Below are 20,498 nucleotides of genomic sequence, written 5' to 3'. Positions count from 1 at the left end.
GATCTGCCGGTTTGCTTCCAGCTCCTATCTTGCCCCCATTTTGAATCATTGCGGGGAGATCGTGGAGACGGGGGTGCGGCGGAGCGTGGCGGAGCGCGACGCGGAGTGGCGGGAGCCCCTGCACCCGTGGTGGCGGGGGCCCCGCGTGCGCAGTGGCGCGAGGTCCTACATCCGGGCGCCGAAGTTCTGCGTCCACCACGGGCCGCCCGCGCCCGTGTGGATGCCGACTCCGATGTCCTTGAAGGAGCAGTTGAGGATGTTCTCGCGGTGGCCCTGGCTCTTCATCCAGGAATCCATCACCTGGGCCGCGGTCTGCTGGCCCCGCGCGATGTTCTCTCCGTAGGTGGACCAGCGGTACCCGGCGGCGGTGGTCCGCTTGCCCGGGTCCGCGCCGTCCGGGTTGGTGTGCGAGAAGAAGTCCCGCCGCGCCATGTCGTCGGAGTGCCCCTGGGCGGCCGTACGCAGCTGCGCGTCCTCCTTGAGCGGCCCGCAGCCGGCCTTCGCGCGCTCGGAGTTGACCAGGGATATCACCTGGGCGGCCATGCTGCCGCCCGGCGGGGCGGGAGCCGGGGTCTTCGGCGGGGTGGACTTCGGGGTCGGCTTCGGGCTGGGCGTGGGGGTCGGGCTCGGGCTCGGAGTCGCGCTGGGGCTGGGACTGGGGCTCGGGCTCGGCGAGGAGCTCGGGGAGGCGGACACCGAGGGGCTCGGGGTGGGGGAGGCCGCCTCGGGCGGCAGCGCGGTCCCCGATTCCGGCGCCACGAGCGCGGCCGGCGGCACCTCGGGGGAGCCGGTGCCGGGGCGGGTGGCGAGGTAGGTCAGCCCGCCTCCCACGACGCAGGCGGCGAGCACCGCGCCACCGACCACCCGGCGCCGGCCGCGGGTGCGCCGCTGCTTGCGCAGCGAGGCGCGGCCGTCTCCGGGGCCGCCCGCCACGGCGAACTGCGCTTCGGGGCTGTTGTCGGCGCCCGCGTGGCTGCCGCCCGCGTGGCCGGCGTCTGCCGGGGAGCCGCCCGGGCCGTACGCCCCGGCGGTGGTGGCCAGACCCGCGGAGGTGAAACCGGAGTCCATGGCGGCCCGTACGCCCGCGAGCAGCGCAGCCGTCACCGGCAGCAGGGCCAGCCCGGCGAGCAGTCCTTCGGCCGGGACCAGGCCGTTCCACAGGCCGGCGCACCGCAGGCACTCCCGGGCGTGCCGGGCTATTCGCTTGCGCCACAGCGCCGAGGGCAGACCGTCCCAGCTCGCCGCCATCGCCCGCAGGTCCTCGCAGGGCGGCTGGGCGCCCAGCGCCCGCTCCACCACCCGGGCCGCCTCCAGCTGCGCCTTCATCCGCTGGACCCGTACCGCGGTGTGCTGCGGGGACAGTTCCAGGGCATCCGCCATCTCCGCGCGGGTCAGCTCCCCGGCGCACTCCAGCCACCACAGCGACAGCAGCGCCCGGTCGTCGGGCTCCAGCCAGCGCGTGGCGCGGGCCGTCTCGCGCCGCTGCCCTTCCAGCTGGAGCCGTACGACGGTCAGGTCGACGAAGTCGGCGCCCGGATCGGCGAGCTCCCAGGCGGCTTCGAGGCCGCTTTCGCCGGGGGCGCTCCGGCGGGCCTGCCAGTGGGCGCGCACCCGGTTCATGGCGATCGCGACCAGCCAGGAACGGAAGCTGTGGTCGTCGCGCAGGCCGCCCAGCCCGTCGAGCGCCCGCAGCATCGTGTCCTGGACCACGTCGTCCACGTCGACGGACCCGTTCAGGGCCCGCCCGACGATGTTGTAGACCAGTGGCAGATAGGCGCTGACCAGGTCGTCCTGTGCGCGGGGATCGCCCGCGCGGGCCGCGGCGACGAGTGCTGCCGTGTGCTGAGTGCTCATAGAAAAGTCCCTGTCCGTACCGGCGCTCGATGATGCCCAATACCTGGGAGACCGTCGAGGGGGACTTCGATAACGCTTATCCGCCGAACGGTTCCGCGGATGCGGAATCCGGACCGCCCGACCCCGCTTCCCGGGCCGGGGCGAGGCGGGCGGCCAGGGCGTCGAGATCGGGCAGGAACCAGATGTGGCGCCCCTCGTTCGACTCCCGTACGAGATCGCGCAGGGCCCCGCTGGCCTCCAGGTGGTGTGCGAGGTCGCCCACGACCACCAGGCGGACCCGGTAGTTCACGAACTTCTGCATGATCGCCCCGGCGAGCCCGCTGCGCAGGTCGAAGAAGCCGGCGTCCAGGCGTTCCACCGGGACGGCGACGATGTCGGTGCGGTAGAAGGCGCCGCCGATCAGCTGGTCGAGCGCGTCCTGCTCGGTGGCGACGGGCGGGCCGTCGGCGGCGCAGACCAGGACCGGTACGCCGTGGTGTTCCACCAGGAGGTCAGCCACGGCGTGCCTCACCCGTGGCGCGGCCGGTGTCCTGGTCCAGGTCGTTGCCCATGCCGTTGCCCGGCCCGAGCACCCCGTCGACCAACTGAAGCAGATCGGCGGTGGTGGCGGCGTCGCCGAGGATCACGATCTTCATGCGGGCCCTCTCCTTGTCGTAGACCGTCTGGACGCGCAGCGTGGCCGGGGTGTCCCGCGGGGACTGCGCGCTCGCCGTGACGAGGTTCGCGAGCCGGCTCGCCGCATCGGGGCCGATCGCGTCGATCTGCACGATGCTCGACACCTCCACGTGCCGCCGCGGGGCCGCCCCGTGGGCGGGAGCCTCCTCGTCGGCGGGGGCGGGGAGGCTCGTCAGGGCCTCGAAGTCCGCCCTGCTGATCCGGTACTGCTTGCCGATCCGGACGGCCTTGAGCCGGCCGTCGCGCACATAGTTCCGGACGGTGCGCACGTGCAGCCCGAGCATCTCGGCGACCTCGCCGACCGAGTAGAGATCGCGCCCTTCGTCACTCATGCTTCCGGATCCTACCCTTCGATGGGGTCGAATGCGTGCTGATAGGGAAGGTTAAGGAAATTCGCTTCGGCCGGGGCCGGGCGCGCTCCTAGGATCACCGGATGACGGATCCCCGCTACCCCGCCAAGCCCCGCCCCGGAGACCGCGTCGCGGTGCTCTCCCCGTCGGCCGGGCTGCCCGCACTCTTTCCGCACCCCTACGAGCTGGGGCTGCGCCGGCTCCGGGAGAAGTTCGGACTGGAGCCGGTGGAGTATCCGAGCACTCGAAAAATGGGCGCGACGCCGCAGGAGCGGGCCGCCGATCTGCACGCCGCCTTCGCCGACCCGGGGATCAAGGCGGTGATCGCCAGCATCGGCGGCGACGACCAGATCACGGTGCTCCCGCACCTCGACGCCGATCTCCTGCGCGCCCACCCCAAGCCGTTCTTCGGATACAGCGACAACACCAACCTGCTCCTGCACCTGCGGGACCTCGGGCTGGTCGCCTACCACGGCGGCTCGGTGATGGTCGAGCTCGGACGGCCCGGCGCCATGAACCCGCTCACGGCCGAGTCCCTGCGGGCGGCCCTGTTCACCTCGGGCGCGTACGAGCTGACCGCCGCCGGCGCCAGCGGGGACGTCAACGGCCCCTGGGACGACCCGCGCACCTTCGACGCCGAACCGGAACTGGAGCCGGCCGGCGGCTGGACCTGGCACCAGGCCGACCGGGTGGTCGAGGGCCTCAGCTGGGGCGGCAACCTGGAGATCCTCTCCTGGCTGCTGATGGCCGACCGCGCGGTGCGGCCCGCCGAGGAGTACGCGGGCGGGGTGCTCTTCCTGGAGACCTCGGAGGACATGCCCCGGGCTCAGGAGGTCTACTGGATCCTGCGCGGCATGGGGGAGCGCGGACTGCTGCGGCAGTTCCCCGCCCTGCTGATGGGCCGCGCGAAGAGCTGGTCCTTCGAGAAGCGCTTCGACGCCGAGGAGCGGGAGCGCTACCGCAGGGAGCAGCGCGAGGCGGTCCTGCGCGCCCTCGGCGAGTACGCCCCCGACACCATGGCCGTCTTCGACGTGGACCTCGGGCACACCGACCCGCAGCTCGTGATCCCCGTCGGGGGCCGGGTCCGGGTGGACGGCCGGGCCCGCCGCATCTTCGTCACGTACTGACGGACATCCGCCCGAAGCAACACCGTTGGGGTTCCCCCGCCCGGGTCCGGGGTGACAATGGGGATCCCACGGGACGTGTTGGGGGCGGCATGTCGGCGTTGCTCTTGAGGGGATCCGGCCGGGCGCGGGGCTGGGCCGGATACCTCGGATCGGCAGGGCTCGGAGCAGGCGCGGTGGCGCTGGCGGCGGTGTGGACCTCGGGGCCCTGGGCCGCCGGGATCGGCGCGGCCGTCACCACGCTGTCCGGACTCGCCGCCGAGCGGACGAGGCCTCCCGCGCAGGGCCCCCGGAGCGCCGGGGCCGGGGAGGTGCTCCGGACGACGGCGGGCCGGATCCCGCTGCTGCGCCACGTGGACCGCCCCGAACTGGCCGGAGCCCACCCGGCGGAGGGCCCCGCGTCCCCGCCCGCGTACATCCGGCGCGACGCCGAACCGGAGCTGCGCGCCGCCCTGGAGCAGAGCCGGTTCGTCCTCGTGGTGGGAGAGTCCGCGGCGGGCAAGACCCGGCTCGCCTACGAGGTGGCCCGCAGCCGCTGTCCCCGGCACGCCTTCGTCCGCCCGCTCACCCGCGCCGGACTGCCCGAGGCGGTACGGATCGCCGGGCGGCGGCGCCGCGCCGTGCTGTGGCTGGACGACCTGGAGGACCACCTCGGCGCGGGCGGCCTCGACGCAGCCCAACTGGCCGCCCTGCACAAGGTGGTGGTCATCGCGACGATGCGGGACCAGGAGTACCGGCGCTACGACGCCCGTGAGGAGAGCAGGCTCACCGGCTCCGACCGGGACGCCTGGCGGGCCCAGCGCGACCTGCTCCACCAGGCGGCCGTCATCAGACTGCCCCGCCACTGGTCCGCGTCGGGGCGCGGCCGGGCCGCCGCCCACCGGGACGATCCGCGCATCGGGGCCGCGCTGGGAGCGGGCGGACGCTTCGGGGTCGCCGAGGTGCTGGCGGCCGGTCCGCAACTCCTGGCGGCCTGGGAGAACGCCTGGGCCCCGGGCGCCAATCCGCGCGGCGCCGCCGTGGTCGCTGCGGCGGTGGACTGCCGCAGGGCCGGACTGCGCCGCCCGCTGAGCCGCGCCTGGCTGCGCGAGCTGCACGCCCCCTACCTGGCGGCCCGGGGCGGCGGGGTCCTCCAGCCGGAGCCGTTCGCGGAGGCGATGGACTGGGCCTGCGCGGCCGCGTACGCCACGAGCGGGCTGCTCCTCGCGAACCCCGGGGCCGGATTCACCGCCTTCGACTACCTGGTGAACGCGCCGGGCCACACCCCCGTGCCCGACCACCTGTGGCGCGGGCTGCTGCCCCTCGTGGAGCCCGCCGACGCCTACGACATGGGGCTCGTCGCCCATCAGGAAGGCCGCCTCGCACGGGCCGTCGAGGCCCTCGCCCTCGCCTCCCGCGGCGGGGTTCCCGGCGCCGAACTCCCGCTGGCCATCGCCGTCGGGGACTCCGGCAAGCCGCGCCGGGCCGCCGCCGACCTCGCCGGGATCGCCCGCAGGCGGGCCGGCCGGCTCGGGCCCAGGCATCCCGACACCCTGGCCGCGCGGCACCAACTGGCCTTCTTCGTAGGGGAGTACGGGAACCACCGGGCCGCCGCGGCCCGGTTCGCGGAGCTGCTCGCGGACGTCCGCGAGGTACTCGGGCCCGATCACCCCGACACCCTGGCGGCCCGCCACCAATTGGCCTACTCCACCGGGGAGGGCGGCGATCGCCGCGCCGCCGCGGCCCAGTTGGAAGGGCTGCTGGCCGACCGCCTACGGGTCCAGGGCGCGGGCCATCCGCAGGTGCTGGCGACACGGCGCAGCCTGATCTGGTTCCGGCCGGGCGAACCAGCAGTCGCGGAGGCCGAGTTGAGGCACCTGCTCGCCGAGGCCGAAGCCGCCGGGGGGATCGGGCCCGACGATCCGCACACCCTCGCCGTACGGGGCAGTCTGGCGGCGCTCGCGGCCCGCGCGGGCCGCACCGCCGAGGCGGCCGGAGCCTGGGCGGAGCTCACCGCCGACCGGACCCGGGTGCTCGGCGCGGACCACCCGCACGTGTTCTACTCCCGCCTGGAATGGGCCCGCGCCCTGCTGGCCCGGGACCGGGCCCCCGAGGCGGCCGCGGTGCTGGCCGACGCCCTGGCGCGCGCCGAGCCCGTCCTGGAACCGGGCCACCGGCACCTGCGGGCGGCCCGGGACCTGCTCACCCGGGCCGTCGGGTCCGGGACGGCCTGATCGGCAGCCCCCCGGGCCTACAGCAGCGGCGCCAGTGCTTGGGTGGCGGCGAGCAGGGCGGGTGCGTAGGCCTCGATCTCGGTGCGGGAGACCAGGAACGTGACCGTGGTGATGCTGACTCCGCCGATCGGGCGGCCCCGGGGGTCGAGGATCGCGGCGCGGCAGCCCGGCCGAGGCGATCAGCTCGCGGGCCTCGGCCCCGGGCAGGTGGGTCAGGATGCTCTTGCCGATCGCGGTCGTGTGCAGCGGCATCCGCATGCCGACCCGCGAGGCGGTCCGGAAGGGCTGCTCGCTCTCCAGCTTCCGGATGTAGGTGATGGTCTCCCCGCTGTGCAGGGCGAGGTGGACCGCCGCCACGCCATCGGTGAGCCGGTGTCCGGCCGCCGGGCGACAGCCTCGCGGACTCCGTCGCGTACGCGATGGCGGCCGCCTCCCTCTCCGTGTCCGGCCGCGGCGGCACCGGACGCATCCCCGATGTCACCGAAACAGCCGCCCTGACGGCCGCCCACCGCGACCACCTCCTGGGCACAGGACAGCCGAGGGCATGAGCCCTGAGGCGCGGAGCCGGCACCGCCGTGCCGGGGTTACGGTGCTACGAGACTGCGGGACTACGGGGCTGCGAGCAGGGCCGTCTCCTCGGCGGTCAGCCGCAGCGCCCCGGCGGCCACGTTCTCGGCCAGGTGCTCCGGGTTCCCGGTGCCCGGAATGGCGAGGACGTGCGCGCCCCGGCTCAGGGTCCACGCCAGCCGGAGCTGGGCCGGGGACACCCCGCGGGCCCGCGCGAGATCGCGTACCGCCGGGCCCTCCTCGGTGACCCCTCCGGCCTCCTTTCCGGCGCCCGCGATCGCGAAGAAGGGGACGAAGGCGATGCCCTGCTCGCCGCACGCGTCGAGGAAGGCGTGCTCCTCGGCCGGCGAACCGATCCCGTATGCGTTCTGCACGCAGACCACGGGCGCGATGGCCCGCGCCTCGGCGAGGTGGTCCGGCCGGGCGTTGGACACGCCCAGGTGCCGGATCAGCCCGGCCGTGCGCAGCTCGGCGAGTGCCCCGAAGTGCTCGGCGATCGAACCGGTCGTCGCCTGGCGCGGGACGCGCAGGTTGACCACGTCCAGGTGGTCGCGGCCGAGCTGGCGCAGGTTCTCCTCGACCTGTCCGCGCAGCTGCCCGGGCTCGGCCCACCACCACGCGCCGGCGGAATCGCGGCCCGGCCCGACCTTGGTGGTGATGACCAGGTTGTCGCCGTACGGGGCGAGGGCCCGGTTGATGAGCTCGTTGGCGGAGCGGGTCGCGGAGAAGTAGAAGGCGGCCGTGTCGATGTGGTTGACGCCCAGTTCGACGGCCCGCCGCAGCACTCCGGTCACCCGGTCGCGGTCGCTGGGGGAGCCGTCGGCGAGGTGGGTGAGGCGCATCGCGCCGAACCCGATGCGGCGGACCGGGAGGTCGCCGAGGAGCCAGGTGCCGGAGTCGGCTGCGTCGATCTTGTCGGAAGTCATCAGGTGAGGGTAAGGGGGTCGGTGACCCAGCCCGCGGCGAGCACGAGGCGCGAGGTCCGGTGGACGGTGAGGAAGCCGAAGGGCCGGTGGAAGGCCACTTCGGCCTGCCGGACGCGGTACCTCGGCCGGGGCATGGCGCATCCGCCGACCATCCCGATCGCCGTCACGGCGGCGGCTTCGAACCCCTCCGCGTGGAAGCGGGCCACGGCCGACTGCCGGGCGGCGCCGACGGCCAGCGGCTCGCCGCTGATGCCGGGAAAGTGGCCGGTCCGGGTGTCGGAGGCGCTCTCCAGGCCGAACAGCCCGGCCCGGCTGAGGAGATCGTGGTCGGCCTGCACCTCGAAGGCCACCGTGTGAATGTCCAGCCGGTGTTCGCGACGCTCCGAGCGGACGCTCCGGATGTGCAGTCCGGGCCCGGGGTTTCCCTCGGGCAGCAGGCTCGCGCCCGTCGACGCGACCTCCCGGGTGACGGCCGCGATCCCGGCCTGGAGGGTTCGGCCCGGCAAGGCCTGCGGTTCGCCCAGGACGAGGTGGACGTCCACCCCGCCGTCGCCCACGACCTCCAGCAGGGTTACCGGACCGCCCGGCGTCCGGGCCACGCGGACCCGGTCGAGGAGGGCCGTACTGCGGCTCAGGCCCTGCACCTCCTGGCCGGCCCAGGGGCCTTCGCCGATCTCCGTCGGCCAGGCGTGGAAGGGCTGGATCCACCGTGTGTGCAGCGTGAGCGCCGAGGCGAGCACGAAGTGCGTCTCCTCCCCGACGGGGACCGGCATCCGCTCGACGAGCCCGCCGGTGCGGTCGGCGGCCCAGGCGTCCAGGGCCTTGCGGTCGGTGTCCTCGTCGCCGGTGAGGGTGCCCCGGGTCCCGGCGGGGAGCCGGTCCGACCAGGCCGCTTCCAGCGGGAGGTCCCGCCGCGTCCACAGACCGGCGGCGGCGCGCAGGTCCCGTACGCCGTCCAGCGAGGCCAGCAGATCACGGGCCGCCGCGGACGCGGTGTCGGCGGGTATGCCGAGGGCCTCGGCCAGTTCGGTGCGGGCCGGGCCGTCGGCGCCGTCGGCGAGCAGGGCCAGCAGCGGCCAGACCCCGGCGGCGGTGAACACCGTGCCCGTGCCGGCCTCCGCGTGTCCGGCCCAGCGGGAGGTGAGCGCGTTGACCGCTCGTACCGTCTGCGTCTTCATGCGGGGAGCGTAAGGGTTGGGGCGCCGCCGGGACGGGTCGTTTTCCTCGGCCCGGCGGCGCTGTTCAGGGGCGGGCCGTCAGTGGCCGCGCAGGCCCTCGTCGACCGCGGTCATCAGCTCGCCGTCGGCGGTGTCCGCGTCGAGCGACCAGAACATCGCACCGCCGAGGCCCTCTTCACGGATGTACCGGGTCTTGGTGCGCAGCACCTGCGGGTCGTCGTACGTCCACAGGGTGGTGCCGTCGAACAGCCAGGCACTGCCGTTGCGGCGGTCCCGGTGGAGTGTGTACGTACCGGACGCCGCGAGCTGCTTCAGCTCCTTGTAGTCCGCGTACCCGTTCGCCCAGGCGGCCGGCGCCGGGCCGGTCGCGGGCTGCCCCATGCCGTCCCCGCCGCCGCTGACGCCGGTCCAGCCCTGCCCGTAGAACGGCATGCCCATCACGAGCTTGTTCGCGGGCGCCCCGCGCCGCTCCCAGGCGTCCACGGTGCCGTCGACGCTGAAGTCGTTCCTCGCGTAGAGCGCCGACTGCTGGGCGGTGGTCGCCTCGCCGGAGACGTGGAAGTCGTAGCCCTGGAGGGTCACGAAGTCCAGGTCGCGCATGATCCGGCGGACGTCGAAGCCCGCGTCGATCTTGGCGGGGGCGGTCGGGACGAAGGCGGACAGCTCGTACTTCGCCTTCCGCTTCTGGCTGCGGGCGTAGTCGTCGAGCTGCGTGCGGAACTCGCTCACCAGGGCGGTGAAGTTCTTCTTGTCCTCGGGGCGGTAGGTGGTGTCGGTGTCGCCCGAGGAACCCGGCCACTCCCAGTCGATGTCGAACCCGTCGAAGAGACCGGCGGCCGAACCCGCGCCGCCGCGGGTGCCGTCCTGCGGGAGGTTGCCCTTGATGTACAGGTCGATGCAGGAGGAGACCAGGGCCTTGCGCGAGGCCGGGGTGAGCGCGGCGTCCGAGAAGTGCGTGGACCAGCTCCAACCACCCAGGGAGAGAAGGACCTTGAGACCGGGGTGCTTGGCCTTGAGCTCGCGGAGCTGGTTGAAGTTGCCGGCGAGCGGCTGCACCCAGTCGTCGGCGACGCCGTCCACCGAGTTCTCGGCGTCCAGCGGGCGCACGTAGTCGGCCCAGGCGTCGGCCTCACCGGGGACGTTGCCGGTGAAGCACTTGCCCTCCGCACTGATGTTGCCGAAGGCGTAGTTGATGTGCGTGAGCTTGCTCGCGCTGCCGTTCTTCTCCAGGTCCTGGACCTGGAAGTCCCTTCCGTAGACGCCCCATTGGGTGAAGTAGCCGACCTTCTTGTACGAGCGGCCGTGCCCGGAGGCCTCGTGGCCGGAGCCGTCGTGGGCGGGGGCGAAGGCGGTCAGCAGGGAGAGGGAGCAGGCGGCGATCGCCAGCCTGCCGAGCATGCTGCGGCGCATGGGCTTCCTTTGCGGATGCGGTGAGTGGTGCCGGGGCGCGTGCGCTGTGCATGCGGAAACTATTGGTCTGGACCACAGTGGGTCAAGGGGGGCGGGACAACTCGGTGCGGAGGAGAGGGAGTCCGGGGCGGGAGGCCGGGGGCGGGCGGGGGGTGCCCGGGGGGAGGGGGCGGGGATCAGGGCAGGCTCCACTGGGCGACGTCGTCGCCGAGGCCGCCTTCCAGGGCGAACTGGACCGCGGCGAGGCCCGCGCCCTTCGGCAGCCGGAAGACGACGGAGCCGGCCGCCGCGGACCCGGGGTCGAGCGTGAGGGTGCCGGGGAAGGCGGCGGCACCGTGCGCACCGGCTTCGGTCGAAGCATCCAGCCCGGCGAACCGGTGCCCCCCGGAGTCCAGCAGATGCGTGGCGGCGGCCGGCGAATCCTCGTACACGGCCGTCCCGGTGTTCTTCAGACGCAGCTCTACGGAGACCAGCCGGTCCGCGCCGCCCAGCGCGGGGCCCGCCGGGTCGACGGGGTCGGACACCCGCGTGAGGGTCACGTTGAGCCGCTCGCCGGGGCCGGACCCGGTGAGGGAGACGGTCTCGCCGGAGGTGTCCGGGCCGCGCCCGGCGCCGGACTCGGGAGGTGCGGCTCCCACGAGCAGGGCTGCGGTGAACGCGCTCAGCACGCTCAGGGCGGCGAGCGTGCGCGGGCGGCGCCACCCGGCGGGGCCCCGCCGGGCGGACCCGTGCCGGGCGGAACCGGACACGGCCGCACCGCTCTTCACCCCCTCCACGATCCTCCACGGGGACGGGCCCCGCGACCCGCACGCCGGCCGCACCGACAGGACCCCGGGCCGCCGGGGCTCGTAGGCTGGGCCGCATGCTCGCTCTCGCCTCGGACGACCCGCTCGCCGTCGCCGTCACGGCCGCGATCCGGGGCGGTGACCTGACCGCACTCCGGCGGCTGCTGGCCGCGCACCCCGGGCTGGCCGGGGGCCGGATCGTGAAGCGGGGCGAGGCGGCCGGCGAGCGCAGCCTGCTGCACGTCGCCGTGGACTGGCCCGGCCACTACCCCGTGACCGCCGAGGTCATCCGCACCCTCGTCGCCGCCGGAGCCGATCCGGGGGCCCGCTTCGTCGGCGCGCACCGGGAAACCCCGCTGCACTGGGCCGCGAGCAACGACGACGTCGCCGCGATCGACGCTCTGGTCGAAGCCGGGGCTGACCTCGAAGCCCCGGGCTCGGTCCTGGGCGGCGGGGCACCCCTGGCCGACGCGACCGGCTTCGGACAGTGGGCGGCGGCCCGCAGGCTCCTCGCACTCGGAGCCCGCCCGACCCTCCACGACGCGGCCGCCCTCGGCCTGCTCCCCGCGGTCGAGACTTCCGTCGCAGCGGGCGCCGCCCCCGAGGAGATCACCGACGCCTTCTGGGCGGCGTGCCACGGGGGCCAACTGTCCACTGCTCAATACCTGTTGTCTCAAGGCGCGGACCTCAACAGCCCGGGCCACGGCGGACTGACCCCCCTGGACATCGCCCTGACCAGCGAGGACGGCCCGCTCCTCGAATGGCTCAAGGCCGCGGGTGCCCGCACTCGGGACGAAATTCCTCGCGTTTGACCACCGAATTCAGTGGATCTTCGGCGTGCTCCATGACATGGTTGGTCTCACCGAAGGGGTGTAGCTCAGTTGGTAGAGCACCGGTCTCCAAAACCGGTTGTCGTAGGTTCGAGCCCTGCCACCCCTGCACGATGAAGTAAGTGCGCTTCACTCCAAAGCCCAGGCCAGAGCAATCTGGACCTGGGCTTTGCTGTGTCCGGGTGCACTGTGGCCGTGGAGCAGGGCGCTCTTGTGCGCCGTTGGGCGGAGCCGCGCTGCGGTTGGCGCCGGCCGCTGATCTTCGGGTGCACACTTGCGGCATGCCGAGACAACTTGATAGCGACGCAGTACTGGTGATCGACGGGACCGAACGGGCCGTCTACGCCCGGGTCTCCATCTTCGACGACGGCGCTAGGGCGAAGACGTGGTTCGGCTCCATCCGCTCCGCCGAACCAGGGCTGGAGGGGGATCTGCGGAACGCACGCACGGCCATCCTGCGGATGCCGGACGGCAAGGAGGGATCCATCAGGCCCAGCGACGGACCCGGCAGCAGGCCAGGGGAGATCGCCTTCACCGGCAGCGGGCAACCGCCTGTTTGAACCGCGGGAATGATCGCCTGCGAGGACCTTGTGGAGGGCCCTGCGCGTGGAGGCGAGGATCTGGGCGGCCTCGGGGGCGCCGGGCGCCGGACCGTAGAGCTCCTCGCCGCGGCGCGTCGGCAGGCCGCCGAACCGGGCGAACGGTTCCTCGCGGCCCTCGCCACGTCCCGGACGCGGCCCCGGACGCGGCGGCTCCCGGCGCGGGGATCCCGGCGGTCGTCCGCGTTGACGTGCGCGGCGTGAGTATCACGCGCGCGGGGACTGAGTAGGAGCGCCGTGGTACCTCCGGCCGGGGGTCGGTTCACTGGGGTCATGACCGAGACCGACCCTGCAGGCGCGCCGGGCCCTTCGGCGCCGCGTATGAAGCCGTGCCAGTGGTGCGGACGCCCCGTTCCGCAGCGCTTCCCGTTGGTGCGCAAGCTGCACTGCGACACCGGGCACTGGATCAGCGACGTGCGCGCCAACTTCTGGCGCCGCTTCTGGGACAACCTCTGACCTGGCAAGCTTCGCGGCATGGAGTCCCGCGAGAGTCCCGAGAAGAGCTTGCTGCGTCTGGCGGACGTCTGGCCTGATCTCGTTGGCGAGATAGTTGCCCTCCTGCGGGAGTCGCGACCTGGAGACCCGATCGCGGACACGATTTCGGGCCTGCCCTTTCACGGGATCCGCCGCGGCTACGTGTTGACGGCTCCAGAGGGGACGCCCTCGCCGTGGGTCATCGCGCTGGAACGTGCAGCGGAGGCGGTGTTTCTGCTGGGTATCGATTCGTCTCAGTCCGCAGTCACCTGGGTCCATGTACTGGATGGGCGAGATCCGCCTGCCCCGGTGTTGCATCGGTCATGACGGGTCTGGGCTTCGTTCCCCTTGTGGTGGCGTGCGGGGCGCGAGAGGGCGGGCGAGGCGGAGCTGAGCGTGTGCGGCCGCCGCCGCGCCGGGGCGGGCGGCCGCCCTGCGGCGGGCGTTTCTGACCTGGTCGGTGGTGACCGCGGCCAAGTCGGCGCCGGGCTCCAGCCGGATCGCGTCCAGTGGCCGCGGGCGGCGCCGTCTCGTCTTCGGGGTGGCTCAGTAGGCCGGGCAGAGGTTGGTCTGGGTGGCCGCGACGATCAGGGTGGACTTGACGGGGCCGAAGCCGTTGGGGTGGTTGGGGCCGATGAAGCGCTGGTTCGCGCCCGCCACCCGCTTGGTCGGGTCCTTCTCGCCCTTCATCGACTGGCACTGGTCGAGGCCGCGCGAGACGGCCTTGTCGTCCTGGCCGTTGACGATCTCCGGGTCGATCGCGTTCAGCGCCGCCAGGTAGGCGGCGCGCTGCGCGGGTGCGGGGCTCGGCGGGAGGCCGCTGTCGGGGCGGGCCGCCGTGGGGTCCGCGCCGGGTCGGCCGCTCGGATCGGCGCTCGGCACGGTCGAGGTGGAGGGCATGGCGGGGGCCGGCGTCTCGGAGTCGCTGCCGCAGCCGGCGAGGGCGAGGATTCCGGCGCCGGTGAGGGCGAGGATCGCGTGGTGTCTGCGCATCGGGTCATCGTGGCCCGGGGCCGGGACCCGTGGGGGCGCTGTGACCGGGCTGTGACGGATGCGGAGCTCCGCGGCCCGCAGCCGCCTCGCCGGAGCGACCCGGTGGAGGGGTGGGACGGGACGGGTCCGTTGCGGGAGGGTCCGGTGCGGACGGCTCCGGTGCGGACGGCTCCGGTGTGGGTGTGCCCGAGGAGTGTGGGGGAGCGCCTAGCCTGGGGGGATGACCGGTACCACGGGGCGTGAGCCCCGTTCCGACCTGCGGGAGTTCCTGCGTTCCCGGCGCGCCCGGATCGGTCCCGAGGAGGTGGGGGCCGCCGCCCACCCCGGGAGGCGGCGGGTGCCCGGGCTGCGGCGGGAAGAGGTCGCGCAGCTCGCGGGGGTCAGCGTCGACTACTACACCCGGCTGGAGCAGGGGCGCACCCTGCAGGTGTCCGACGAGGTCCTCGACGCCGTGGCCCGGGCACTGCGGCTCGACGCCACCGAGCGGTCCCACCTCTTCGACCTGGCCCGGCCGAAGCGTGCCCCGGGGACCGGGCGCGCCGCCGGCGCTGCGGCCGGTGCCCCCGGCCCCGCGGAGGCCGCCGGCCCGCAGCGGGTCCGGGCGGGGCTGTACCGGGTGCTGGACGCCCTGGAGGACGGCACACCGGCGATGATCATGGGGCGCCGGCTCGAGGTGCTGGCCGCGAACCGGCTCGCCGAGGCCCTGTACGCCGACTTCGGCGTGCCGCGCACGGGCAGGTCCGCCCCGGGCGGCCGCAATCTGGCGCGGTTCCTCTTCCTCGACCCCGCCGCCCGCGGGGTCTTCGCCGACTGGGAGGGCGCCGCGCGCGGAGCCGTGGCCGCGCTGCGGTTCTACGCGGGCCGGCACCCGTACGATCCCGGGGTGAGCCCGCTCGTCGAGGAACTGGGTGCGCTCGACGGGGACTTCCGGCGTTGGTGGGCCGGGCACGACGTGCTGGAGCACACCCACGGGACCAAGCGCTTCCGGCATCCCCTGGTCGGTGAACTGGCCCTGGAATACGAGTCGCTGGCCTTCCCGGACGATCCCGACCAGACCCTCTACCTCTACACGGCCGAGCCGGGATCACCCGCCGACGAGGCGCTGCGGTCCCTCGGCTCCCGGGCGGCCGGAGCGGGGCGCGCGCGCCGCTGACGTCGGCCTTCTGGCAGACTGGGCCGGGTCATCCAGGCGGTGCAGGACAGGAAACCGGTGCGAATCCGGTGCGGTCCCGCCACTGTGACCGGACAACCCCGTGCGGGGACCCGGGAGTCAGACACTGACGCACCGCCTCTTCCGGTTCGACCAGGGGACGCGGATCCCCCGGAGAGGCTCCACCATGTCTTCGTACCCCCGTGCGCTGCTGCGCGCGCTCCTGCCCGTCCCCCTCCTGATACCGCTGGCCGCGTGCGGAGGATCGCCCGCGGCGCAGGACGCGAAGCCGGCGGCGGGAGCCGCGCCCGGGTTCCCGTACACGGTCACCAACTGCGGTGTCACCAGCACCTATCAGGCGCCTCCGCAGCGTGCGGTCGCGATGAACCAGCACGCCACCGAGATCCTGCTGGCCCTCGGACTGGAGGGGAAGACGGTAGGCACGGCTTACCTGGACGACGCCGTACTGCCCGCCTACCGGCCCGCGTACGACAAGATCAAGGTGCTGGCGAAGGAGTACCCCTCCAAGGAGGTCCTCCTCGGCGCCAACCCCGACTTCGTGTACGGGGGTTACTCCAGCGCCTTCGACAAGGCGCAGGGCCGCGACCGCGAGGGGCTCGCGAAGTCCGGCATCAACTCCCGCCTCAGCGTGGAGTACTGCACCGAGGGCAAAGTCGGCCTCGATCAGCTCAGGACCGAGATCACCGAGGTGGCGCGGACCTTCGGCGTGCCCGAGCGCGGCGAGCGGCTCGTCGCGGACGAACAGCGCCGCATCGAGACCGTCGGCGCGCGCCTGAAGGACAAGGCCAGGCCGGCCGTCTTCGTCTACGACTCGGGCGAGGCCTCCGCCTTCACCTCGGGAGGCAAGGGCATCGGCAACGAGATCGTCTCGCTGGCGGGCGGGACGAACGTGTTCGCCGACCTCGACGACACCTTCGGCGACGTGTCGTGGGAGAAGGTCATCGAGCGGAAGCCCGAGGTCGTCCTCATCTACGACTACGGCGGCACCACCGTCGAGGCCAAGAAGCAGCGCCTGCTGAACGACCCGGCGCTGGCGCAGGTCCCCGCGGTCAGGAACCAGCGGTTCGTCGTGCTGCCGCTGTCCTCCGCCGTGCTCGGCGTACGCGTCGCCGACGCCGTCGAATCCCTGGCCGGCCAGCTCCACCCCGACCCCGCGTGAGGCTCCGGGCCGCCCGCGCGTCCACCCGTACGCCCGTCGTACTGGCCCTGCTCGCCGCCGCCCTGGCCGCGTCGGCCCTGGCGGGGCTGGCCCTGGGGCCGGTACGGATCCCTCCCGGGCAGGTGCTCGACATCGTGCTCGCGGGACCGGGGCCCCGGAGCGGAGCGGGCGCCTTCGGAGCGATCGTGTGGGACGTCCGCATGCCGCGGGTCCTGCTCGGTGCCGTGGTCGGAGCGGGCCTCGCCGTCGCGGGCACCGTGCTCCAGGCCCTCGTGCGCAATCCGCTCGCCGACCCGTTCCTGCTCGGGGCCTCCTCCGGGGCCTCGGCCGGGGCGGTGCTGGTGATCGTCTTCGGCGCCGGGTTCCTCGGCTTCGCGGGCGGGACCGCGGTACCGCTCGCCGCCTTCGCCGGGTCGATGGGCGCGCTCGTCGCCGTCTACGCCATGGCCCGGCGCGGCGGGGCCATGACCACCGGCCGGCTGATCCTCGCCGGAGTCGCCGTCCAGTACGTGCTGTCCGCCCTGACCAGCCTGGTCCTGGTGCTGGCCGCACACCCCGATCAGATCCGCAGCGTGATGTTCTGGACCCTCGGCGGGCTCGGCGGGGCGCGCTGGAGCGAACTGGCCCTGCCCGCCGGAGCGCTGCTCCTGGGCACTGGGCTGCTCGTCGCCCTGGCCAGGCCGCTCGACCTGCTGCTCGCGGGGGAGGAAGGTGCCCAGACGCTCGGCCTGGACACGGGCCGGTTCCGGGCCGCCGTGTTCGTACTGACCTCGCTCGTCATCGGCGTCCTGGTGGCCTATAGCGGGGCGATCGGCTTCGTGGGGCTGATGGTTCCGCACGCCGCCCGGATGGTCGTCGGCGCCGGGCACCGGGCGCTGCTGCCGGTGGCCGCGCTGGGCGGGGCGGTCTTCCTGACCCTGGCCGACCTGATCGCCCGTACCGCCGCCGCGCCGGAGGAGATCCCGGTGGGCGTGGTCACGGCGCTCGTCGGAGGGCCGTTCTTCCTGTGGATGCTGCGCAGGTCCACCCGTACCGAAGGGGTCGTGGGATGAGGGCGGGGCAGCCGGAGCATCCGGCGGCCGGGCCGGGCATGTCAGCCGGGGCAGAAGAGGCAGTACTGGCGGGGGAGGCAGGAGAGGCCGCGGAGGCAGCCGAGGCCGCGGAACTCGCCGTCGAGGGCCTGCGGTACGAGATCGACGGGCAGCCGTTGCTGCACGGGATCGACCTCGGCGCGCGCCCCGGCGAGACGGTCGGAGTCGTCGGCCCCAACGGCAGCGGCAAGACGACCCTGCTGCGCTGCGTCTACGGCGCCCTGCGCCCGACCGGCGGGCGCGTCCTGCTGGACGGCACGGACGCGGCCTCGCTGGGCGTCAAGACCCGGGCCCGGCGGGTGGCCGTGGTGCCCCAGGACGCGACCGGCACCTTCGGGCTGACCGTGCGCGAGGTGGTCGCCATGGGCCGCAGCCCGCACAAGCGGTTCTGGGAGCAGGACGGACCCGAGGACGTACGCCGCGTCGCGCGGGCCCTGGACACCGTCGGCGCGGCCGGCCTCGCGGACCGGCGCTTCGACGGGCTCTCGGGCGGCGAGCGCCAGCGCGCCCTGGTGGCCCGCGCCCTCGTCCAGGACCCCGGCCTGCTCGCCCTGGACGAACCGACCAACCACCTGGACATCCGCTACCAGCTGGAGATCCTCGGCCTGGTCCGCGCCCTGCCGGCCACCTCCCTGCTGGTCCTGCACGACCTCAACCTGGCGGCGATGTACTGCGACCGCCTGTACGTCCTGGCCGGCGGGCGGGTGGCGGCCTCCGGTACCCCGGCGGAGGTGCTGACAGACGCGCTGCTGGCCGAGGTCTACGGTGTCCGCACCCGTATCGGCACCCACCCGACGACGGGCGCGCCGCACATCGTGTACCTCCCGGGGGCATGACCGCGGCCCGCCCGGCCTCGCCGGGCGGGCCGACAGGCAGGGCCGCTACTGCTTGAAGCCGCCGTACGGGACGGTGATCAGTTCCATGCCGTGGCCCGAGGGATCCTGGAAGTAGACGCCGCGGCCGCCGTCGTTGTGGTTGATCTCGCCGGGGTGCCGTCCGTGCGGGTCGGCGAAGTAGGTGATCTTCGCCCGCTTGATCTTCTCGAAGGCCTCGTCGAACTCGGCCTCGGAGACGAGGAAGGCGTAGTGCTGCGGGGTGATGGACTCGGCGGCGATGGTCGCGAAGTCCAGGGTGACGCCGTTGGCGGTCTCGACCGGGATGAAGGGGCCCCAGGGGGCTCCGACCTCCAGGCCGAGGAAGTACGCGAGGAATTCGGCCGACTCCCGGTGGTCACGGGAGTGGATGATCGTGTGGTTGAGCTGAACCGTCATGAGTGGATGCCTCCGAAAGGCACGTCCCGGCACCTCCATGCCTCACCCAGCCGGTGACCGACACGCGATGCCGCGACATGATCCTAAACACCCCTTACGGGCGGAGTCCAGTGCGTTCGGCGCCGGCCCGGCGGGCTCCGACCATGACGGGCTAACCCCCGTACACCGCCTTCACGTTGTCCTGCGCCGGATGTGTCCGTCCCGCCGGGCCGGCCGCGAAGGCACGGAGCAGGTTCTCCGTGACCCGCGTGGTCAGGGCGCCCGCGCGTGCGTCCAGGCCGTGGTTGGCCCCGCTGCGGCCGTCGCCCTTCGCGTCGAGGGCCTCCACCCAGCGCATCGTTCCCGTCGCGAAGACGGCGGCTCCGCTCGGGGTCGTGTAGTACGCCGTGTCCTGGTGGCTGGGCCGGCCGTCGCAGACCACGGGGGAGTGGGCCAGGATCTCGATCGGGCGCGGGGTGGTGAAACCGGTGTTGACCTTGTCGTACTCCACGCCGACCAGGTGCGGGAAGCTGTCGCCGGCCTTCGCGCCGGTGCCCTCGAAGAGCCAGTGGCCCGGGTTGGTCACCACGTACGGGGCGTCCACCGGGTAACCGTCGTAGATCACGCCGAGCAGCGAGCTCTCCGGATCGGCTCCCGGCGGGGAACGGAAGTCGACGGTGGCGGGGTGGCCGCGCTTGAAGCCGGGATCCTGCTCGTAGGAGGACTTGTAGCAGACCACCGTGCGGTCCGGCCCGAGCTCGGAGGCCTCCAGCCGGATCCGGCGGTAGCAGCAGTTGGCTCCCAGGATCGCGATGTTGGTGCCCGCGTCCCGGGCCGCCGTGACGTGCGCGCGCTGCTCGGGCGACCAGTACTCGTCGTGTCCGAGGGAGAGGACCGCCGCGGCTCCCTCCAGCAGCCGCTTCTCCCGGGCCACGTCGGTGGTCGTCGTGTACGCCAGGGGGATGCCGAGCCGCTCGGCGAGCGCGAGGAGCGGAGCCTCGTACACGAGGAAGAGGCCCGCGCCGTCGTCGTACTCGTAGGGGCGGTCGAAGGTCACGGCGAGCGAGCGCGAGGCGTATCCGCCGCTCGGGCCGTCGTAACTGCCGTAGCCGCCCCAGCGGTTGTAGGCCTGCCAGGTCGCCACCGCGTTGACCACGACGGTACGCCCGGCCGTGGCGGCGGACCGCACGGTGACGGGGACGAACCGCTGGCCCTCGCCGCCCTGTGCGTCGAGGCGCAGCAGGTAGCAGCCCTCGGGCCAGTCCTTGGTCTCGACGGTGGTGCTACGGGCCCACCGGGTGCGGACCGTACGCGTCGGGGCCTCCACCGTATGGTCGGGCTGGCGCACCCCGGGCAGGGCTTCGGAGCGCCAGACCAGCCGGGCGCGGGCGCCGCCGTACCAGCCCATGCGGTACGCGGAGACGGTGAACCGGGGCGCGGTGGTGGAGACGTGCAGGCCGAAGGATTCGCCGGGCAGGACGCTGACCCGGTCGGTGAAGCCCTCGATGGCGCGGGCCGGGCCGGCCTTGGAGACCTGCCAGTCGGCGTTCCCCGGGCGGGCGTTCTCCGCCCGGACGTCGAAGCCGTGGGGCCCCTCCTTCTGCCGCGGGGAACCGGACGGCTCCGGACTCCCGCCCGGGCCCGCCTCGTCCGCCCCGACCGGCTTCCCGGAGTCCGGGTTCGCGCAGCCGGCCACGGCCCCCAGCCCGGCGGCGGTGGCGGCCGCCCCCGTCGCCAGGGCGAGGAACCGCCGCCTGCCCGCGCCTTCGCCGTCCCCGGATATGTGCTCCTGATCCATGCAGGTCACGCTATGTCACCCTGTGGGCTCCGCTTCTACCGCCCCGCGGGC

General features: G+C 73.8%; 20 protein-coding genes, 1 tRNA gene and 1 riboswitch. Of the genes, 11 read left to right on the top strand and 10 right to left on the bottom strand.

Annotated elements, in window-relative coordinates; genetic code table 11:
• Positions 1-165: 165 nt before the first annotated feature.
• The 3 genes from ACIA8F_RS16355 to ACIA8F_RS16345 form a co-directional block, all read right to left on the bottom strand.
• The gene (locus ACIA8F_RS16355) at positions 166-1,854 is read right to left on the bottom strand and encodes a sigma-70 family RNA polymerase sigma factor (protein WP_399379317.1); all 1,689 of its coding nucleotides are present in this window, start codon (positions 1,852-1,854) and stop codon (positions 166-168) included.
• Between the two features lie 76 nt (positions 1,855-1,930).
• The gene (locus ACIA8F_RS16350; RefSeq protein ID WP_399379315.1) at positions 1,931-2,353 is read right to left on the bottom strand and encodes a DUF4180 domain-containing protein; all 423 of its coding nucleotides are present in this window, start codon (positions 2,351-2,353) and stop codon (positions 1,931-1,933) included.
• Positions 2,346-2,861 carry a helix-turn-helix domain-containing protein gene (locus ACIA8F_RS16345; RefSeq protein ID WP_399379314.1) on the bottom strand — a complete coding sequence of 172 codons (516 nt, stop codon included), beginning with the start codon at positions 2,859-2,861 and terminating at the stop codon, positions 2,346-2,348. Before ACIA8F_RS16345 ends, ACIA8F_RS16350 begins: the two co-directional genes overlap by 8 nt.
• Before the next feature lie 101 nt (positions 2,862-2,962).
• On the opposite strand from ACIA8F_RS16345, the gene ACIA8F_RS16340 reads away from it, so the two are divergent.
• Both ACIA8F_RS16340 and ACIA8F_RS16335 read left to right on the top strand, forming a co-directional pair.
• Positions 2,963-4,006 (top strand): S66 peptidase family protein, encoded by a 1,044-nt coding sequence (locus tag ACIA8F_RS16340; RefSeq protein ID WP_399379313.1) that lies wholly within the window; start codon positions 2,963-2,965, stop codon positions 4,004-4,006.
• An 89-nt stretch (positions 4,007-4,095) separates the two neighbouring features.
• Positions 4,096-6,216 carry a tetratricopeptide repeat protein gene (locus tag ACIA8F_RS16335; RefSeq protein ID WP_399379311.1) on the top strand — a complete coding sequence of 707 codons (2,121 nt, stop codon included), beginning with the start codon at positions 4,096-4,098 and terminating at the stop codon, positions 6,214-6,216.
• A 608-nt stretch (positions 6,217-6,824) separates the two neighbouring features.
• Here ACIA8F_RS16335 and ACIA8F_RS16330 read toward each other — a convergent pair.
• The 4 genes from ACIA8F_RS16330 to ACIA8F_RS16315 form a co-directional block, all read right to left on the bottom strand.
• On the bottom strand, positions 6,825-7,709 hold the full coding sequence (locus ACIA8F_RS16330) for an aldo/keto reductase (protein WP_399379310.1): 885 nt from the start codon (positions 7,707-7,709) through the stop codon (positions 6,825-6,827).
• On the bottom strand, positions 7,709-8,887 hold the full coding sequence (locus tag ACIA8F_RS16325) for a serpin family protein (protein ID WP_399379308.1): 1,179 nt from the start codon (positions 8,885-8,887) through the stop codon (positions 7,709-7,711). The genes ACIA8F_RS16330 and ACIA8F_RS16325 overlap by 1 nt, the downstream gene beginning before the upstream one ends.
• 78 nt (positions 8,888-8,965) lie before the next feature.
• Positions 8,966-10,297: a glycoside hydrolase family 18 protein gene (locus ACIA8F_RS16320; protein ID WP_399379306.1), complete on the bottom strand. Its 1,332-nt coding sequence runs from the start codon at positions 10,295-10,297 to the stop codon at positions 8,966-8,968.
• Between the two features lie 176 nt (positions 10,298-10,473).
• Positions 10,474-11,073, bottom strand: coding sequence for a hypothetical protein (locus ACIA8F_RS16315; protein WP_399379305.1), 600 nt, complete (start codon positions 11,071-11,073; stop codon positions 10,474-10,476).
• A gap of 86 nt (positions 11,074-11,159) precedes the next feature.
• Between ACIA8F_RS16315 and ACIA8F_RS16310 the strand changes: the two genes are divergently transcribed.
• The 5 genes from ACIA8F_RS16310 to ACIA8F_RS16290 all read left to right on the top strand — a co-directional run bounded on the left by ACIA8F_RS16310 (position 11,160) and on the right by ACIA8F_RS16290 (position 13,312).
• The gene (locus tag ACIA8F_RS16310) at positions 11,160-11,894 is read left to right on the top strand and encodes an ankyrin repeat domain-containing protein (RefSeq protein WP_399379303.1); all 735 of its coding nucleotides are present in this window, start codon (positions 11,160-11,162) and stop codon (positions 11,892-11,894) included.
• Positions 11,895-11,948: 54 nt separating this feature from the next.
• Positions 11,949-12,021: transfer RNA gene (locus ACIA8F_RS16305), tRNA-Trp, on the top strand.
• Positions 12,022-12,193: 172 nt separating this feature from the next.
• A complete protein-coding gene (locus tag ACIA8F_RS16300; protein WP_399379301.1) occupies positions 12,194-12,472 on the top strand; it encodes a hypothetical protein in 279 nt (92 codons plus the stop codon).
• 312 nt (positions 12,473-12,784) lie between these two features.
• The gene (locus ACIA8F_RS16295) at positions 12,785-12,967 is read left to right on the top strand and encodes a hypothetical protein (RefSeq protein ID WP_399379299.1); all 183 of its coding nucleotides are present in this window, start codon (positions 12,785-12,787) and stop codon (positions 12,965-12,967) included.
• Between the two features lie 18 nt (positions 12,968-12,985).
• On the top strand, positions 12,986-13,312 hold the full coding sequence (locus ACIA8F_RS16290) for a hypothetical protein (RefSeq protein ID WP_399379298.1): 327 nt from the start codon (positions 12,986-12,988) through the stop codon (positions 13,310-13,312).
• 219 nt (positions 13,313-13,531) lie between these two features.
• Here the strand turns inward: ACIA8F_RS16290 and ACIA8F_RS16285 are convergent, their stop codons facing one another.
• Positions 13,532-13,978 (bottom strand): hypothetical protein, encoded by a 447-nt coding sequence (locus ACIA8F_RS16285; RefSeq protein WP_399379297.1) that lies wholly within the window; start codon positions 13,976-13,978, stop codon positions 13,532-13,534.
• Between the two features lie 220 nt (positions 13,979-14,198).
• On the opposite strand from ACIA8F_RS16285, the gene ACIA8F_RS16280 reads away from it, so the two are divergent.
• The 4 genes from ACIA8F_RS16280 (at position 14,199) to ACIA8F_RS16265 (ending at position 18,235) form a co-directional block, all read left to right on the top strand.
• Positions 14,199-15,131, top strand: coding sequence for a helix-turn-helix domain-containing protein (locus tag ACIA8F_RS16280; protein WP_399379296.1), 933 nt, complete (start codon positions 14,199-14,201; stop codon positions 15,129-15,131).
• Positions 15,132-15,177: 46 nt separating this feature from the next.
• Positions 15,178-15,258, top strand: a riboswitch (cobalamin riboswitch).
• A 57-nt stretch (positions 15,259-15,315) separates the two neighbouring features.
• Positions 15,316-16,308 carry an ABC transporter substrate-binding protein gene (locus ACIA8F_RS16275; RefSeq protein WP_399379294.1) on the top strand — a complete coding sequence of 331 codons (993 nt, stop codon included), beginning with the start codon at positions 15,316-15,318 and terminating at the stop codon, positions 16,306-16,308.
• Positions 16,305-17,360, top strand: coding sequence for a FecCD family ABC transporter permease (locus ACIA8F_RS16270; RefSeq protein WP_399379292.1), 1,056 nt, complete (start codon positions 16,305-16,307; stop codon positions 17,358-17,360). Before ACIA8F_RS16275 ends, ACIA8F_RS16270 begins: the two co-directional genes overlap by 4 nt.
• Positions 17,361-17,398: 38 nt before the next feature.
• The gene (locus ACIA8F_RS16265; protein WP_399379496.1) at positions 17,399-18,235 is read left to right on the top strand and encodes an ABC transporter ATP-binding protein; all 837 of its coding nucleotides are present in this window, start codon (positions 17,399-17,401) and stop codon (positions 18,233-18,235) included.
• Between the two features lie 45 nt (positions 18,236-18,280).
• Here ACIA8F_RS16265 and ACIA8F_RS16260 read toward each other — a convergent pair whose 3' ends face one another.
• A complete protein-coding gene (locus tag ACIA8F_RS16260; RefSeq protein WP_399379291.1) occupies positions 18,281-18,670 on the bottom strand; it encodes a VOC family protein in 390 nt (129 codons plus the stop codon).
• Between the two features lie 151 nt (positions 18,671-18,821).
• Entirely contained in the window at positions 18,822-20,447 is a 1,626-nt protein-coding gene (locus ACIA8F_RS16255) for a N,N-dimethylformamidase beta subunit family domain-containing protein (RefSeq protein ID WP_399379289.1), read from the bottom strand.
• Positions 20,448-20,498 lie beyond the last annotated feature (51 nt).

This window comes from Streptomyces sp. NPDC051563, from assembly GCF_044454225.1.
In the GTDB taxonomy this organism is placed as follows: Bacteria; Actinomycetota; Actinomycetes; order Streptomycetales; family Streptomycetaceae; genus Streptomyces.
This window is presented reverse-complemented; position numbering and strand designations above follow the sequence as displayed.

What these genes read in the sequence shown, in the direction of transcription:
- ACIA8F_RS16355 (WP_399379317.1), bottom strand. Translation starts at nt 1,854, where the DNA reads ATGAGCACTCAGCACACGGCAGCACTCGTCGCCGCGGCCCGCGCGGGC.
- ACIA8F_RS16345 (WP_399379314.1), bottom strand. Translation starts at nt 2,861, where the DNA reads ATGAGTGACGAAGGGCGCGATCTCTACTCGGTCGGCGAGGTCGCCGAG.
- ACIA8F_RS16340 (WP_399379313.1), top strand. Translation starts at nt 2,963, where the DNA reads ATGACGGATCCCCGCTACCCCGCCAAGCCCCGCCCCGGAGACCGCGTC.
- ACIA8F_RS16335 (WP_399379311.1), top strand. Translation starts at nt 4,096, where the DNA reads ATGTCGGCGTTGCTCTTGAGGGGATCCGGCCGGGCGCGGGGCTGGGCC.
- ACIA8F_RS16330 (WP_399379310.1), bottom strand. Translation starts at nt 7,709, where the DNA reads ATGACTTCCGACAAGATCGACGCAGCCGACTCCGGCACCTGGCTCCTC.
- ACIA8F_RS16325 (WP_399379308.1), bottom strand. Translation starts at nt 8,887, where the DNA reads ATGAAGACGCAGACGGTACGAGCGGTCAACGCGCTCACCTCCCGCTGG.
- ACIA8F_RS16320 (WP_399379306.1), bottom strand. Translation starts at nt 10,297, where the DNA reads ATGCGCCGCAGCATGCTCGGCAGGCTGGCGATCGCCGCCTGCTCCCTC.
- ACIA8F_RS16310 (WP_399379303.1), top strand. Translation starts at nt 11,160, where the DNA reads ATGCTCGCTCTCGCCTCGGACGACCCGCTCGCCGTCGCCGTCACGGCC.
- ACIA8F_RS16300 (WP_399379301.1), top strand. Translation starts at nt 12,194, where the DNA reads ATGCCGAGACAACTTGATAGCGACGCAGTACTGGTGATCGACGGGACC.
- ACIA8F_RS16295 (WP_399379299.1), top strand. Translation starts at nt 12,785, where the DNA reads ATGACCGAGACCGACCCTGCAGGCGCGCCGGGCCCTTCGGCGCCGCGT.
- ACIA8F_RS16290 (WP_399379298.1), top strand. Translation starts at nt 12,986, where the DNA reads ATGGAGTCCCGCGAGAGTCCCGAGAAGAGCTTGCTGCGTCTGGCGGAC.
- ACIA8F_RS16285 (WP_399379297.1), bottom strand. Translation starts at nt 13,978, where the DNA reads ATGCGCAGACACCACGCGATCCTCGCCCTCACCGGCGCCGGAATCCTC.
- ACIA8F_RS16280 (WP_399379296.1), top strand. Translation starts at nt 14,199, where the DNA reads ATGACCGGTACCACGGGGCGTGAGCCCCGTTCCGACCTGCGGGAGTTC.
- ACIA8F_RS16275 (WP_399379294.1), top strand. Translation starts at nt 15,316, where the DNA reads ATGTCTTCGTACCCCCGTGCGCTGCTGCGCGCGCTCCTGCCCGTCCCC.
- ACIA8F_RS16265 (WP_399379496.1), top strand. Translation starts at nt 17,399, where the DNA reads ATGTCAGCCGGGGCAGAAGAGGCAGTACTGGCGGGGGAGGCAGGAGAG.
- ACIA8F_RS16260 (WP_399379291.1), bottom strand. Translation starts at nt 18,670, where the DNA reads ATGACGGTTCAGCTCAACCACACGATCATCCACTCCCGTGACCACCGG.
- ACIA8F_RS16255 (WP_399379289.1), bottom strand. Translation starts at nt 20,447, where the DNA reads ATGGATCAGGAGCACATATCCGGGGACGGCGAAGGCGCGGGCAGGCGG.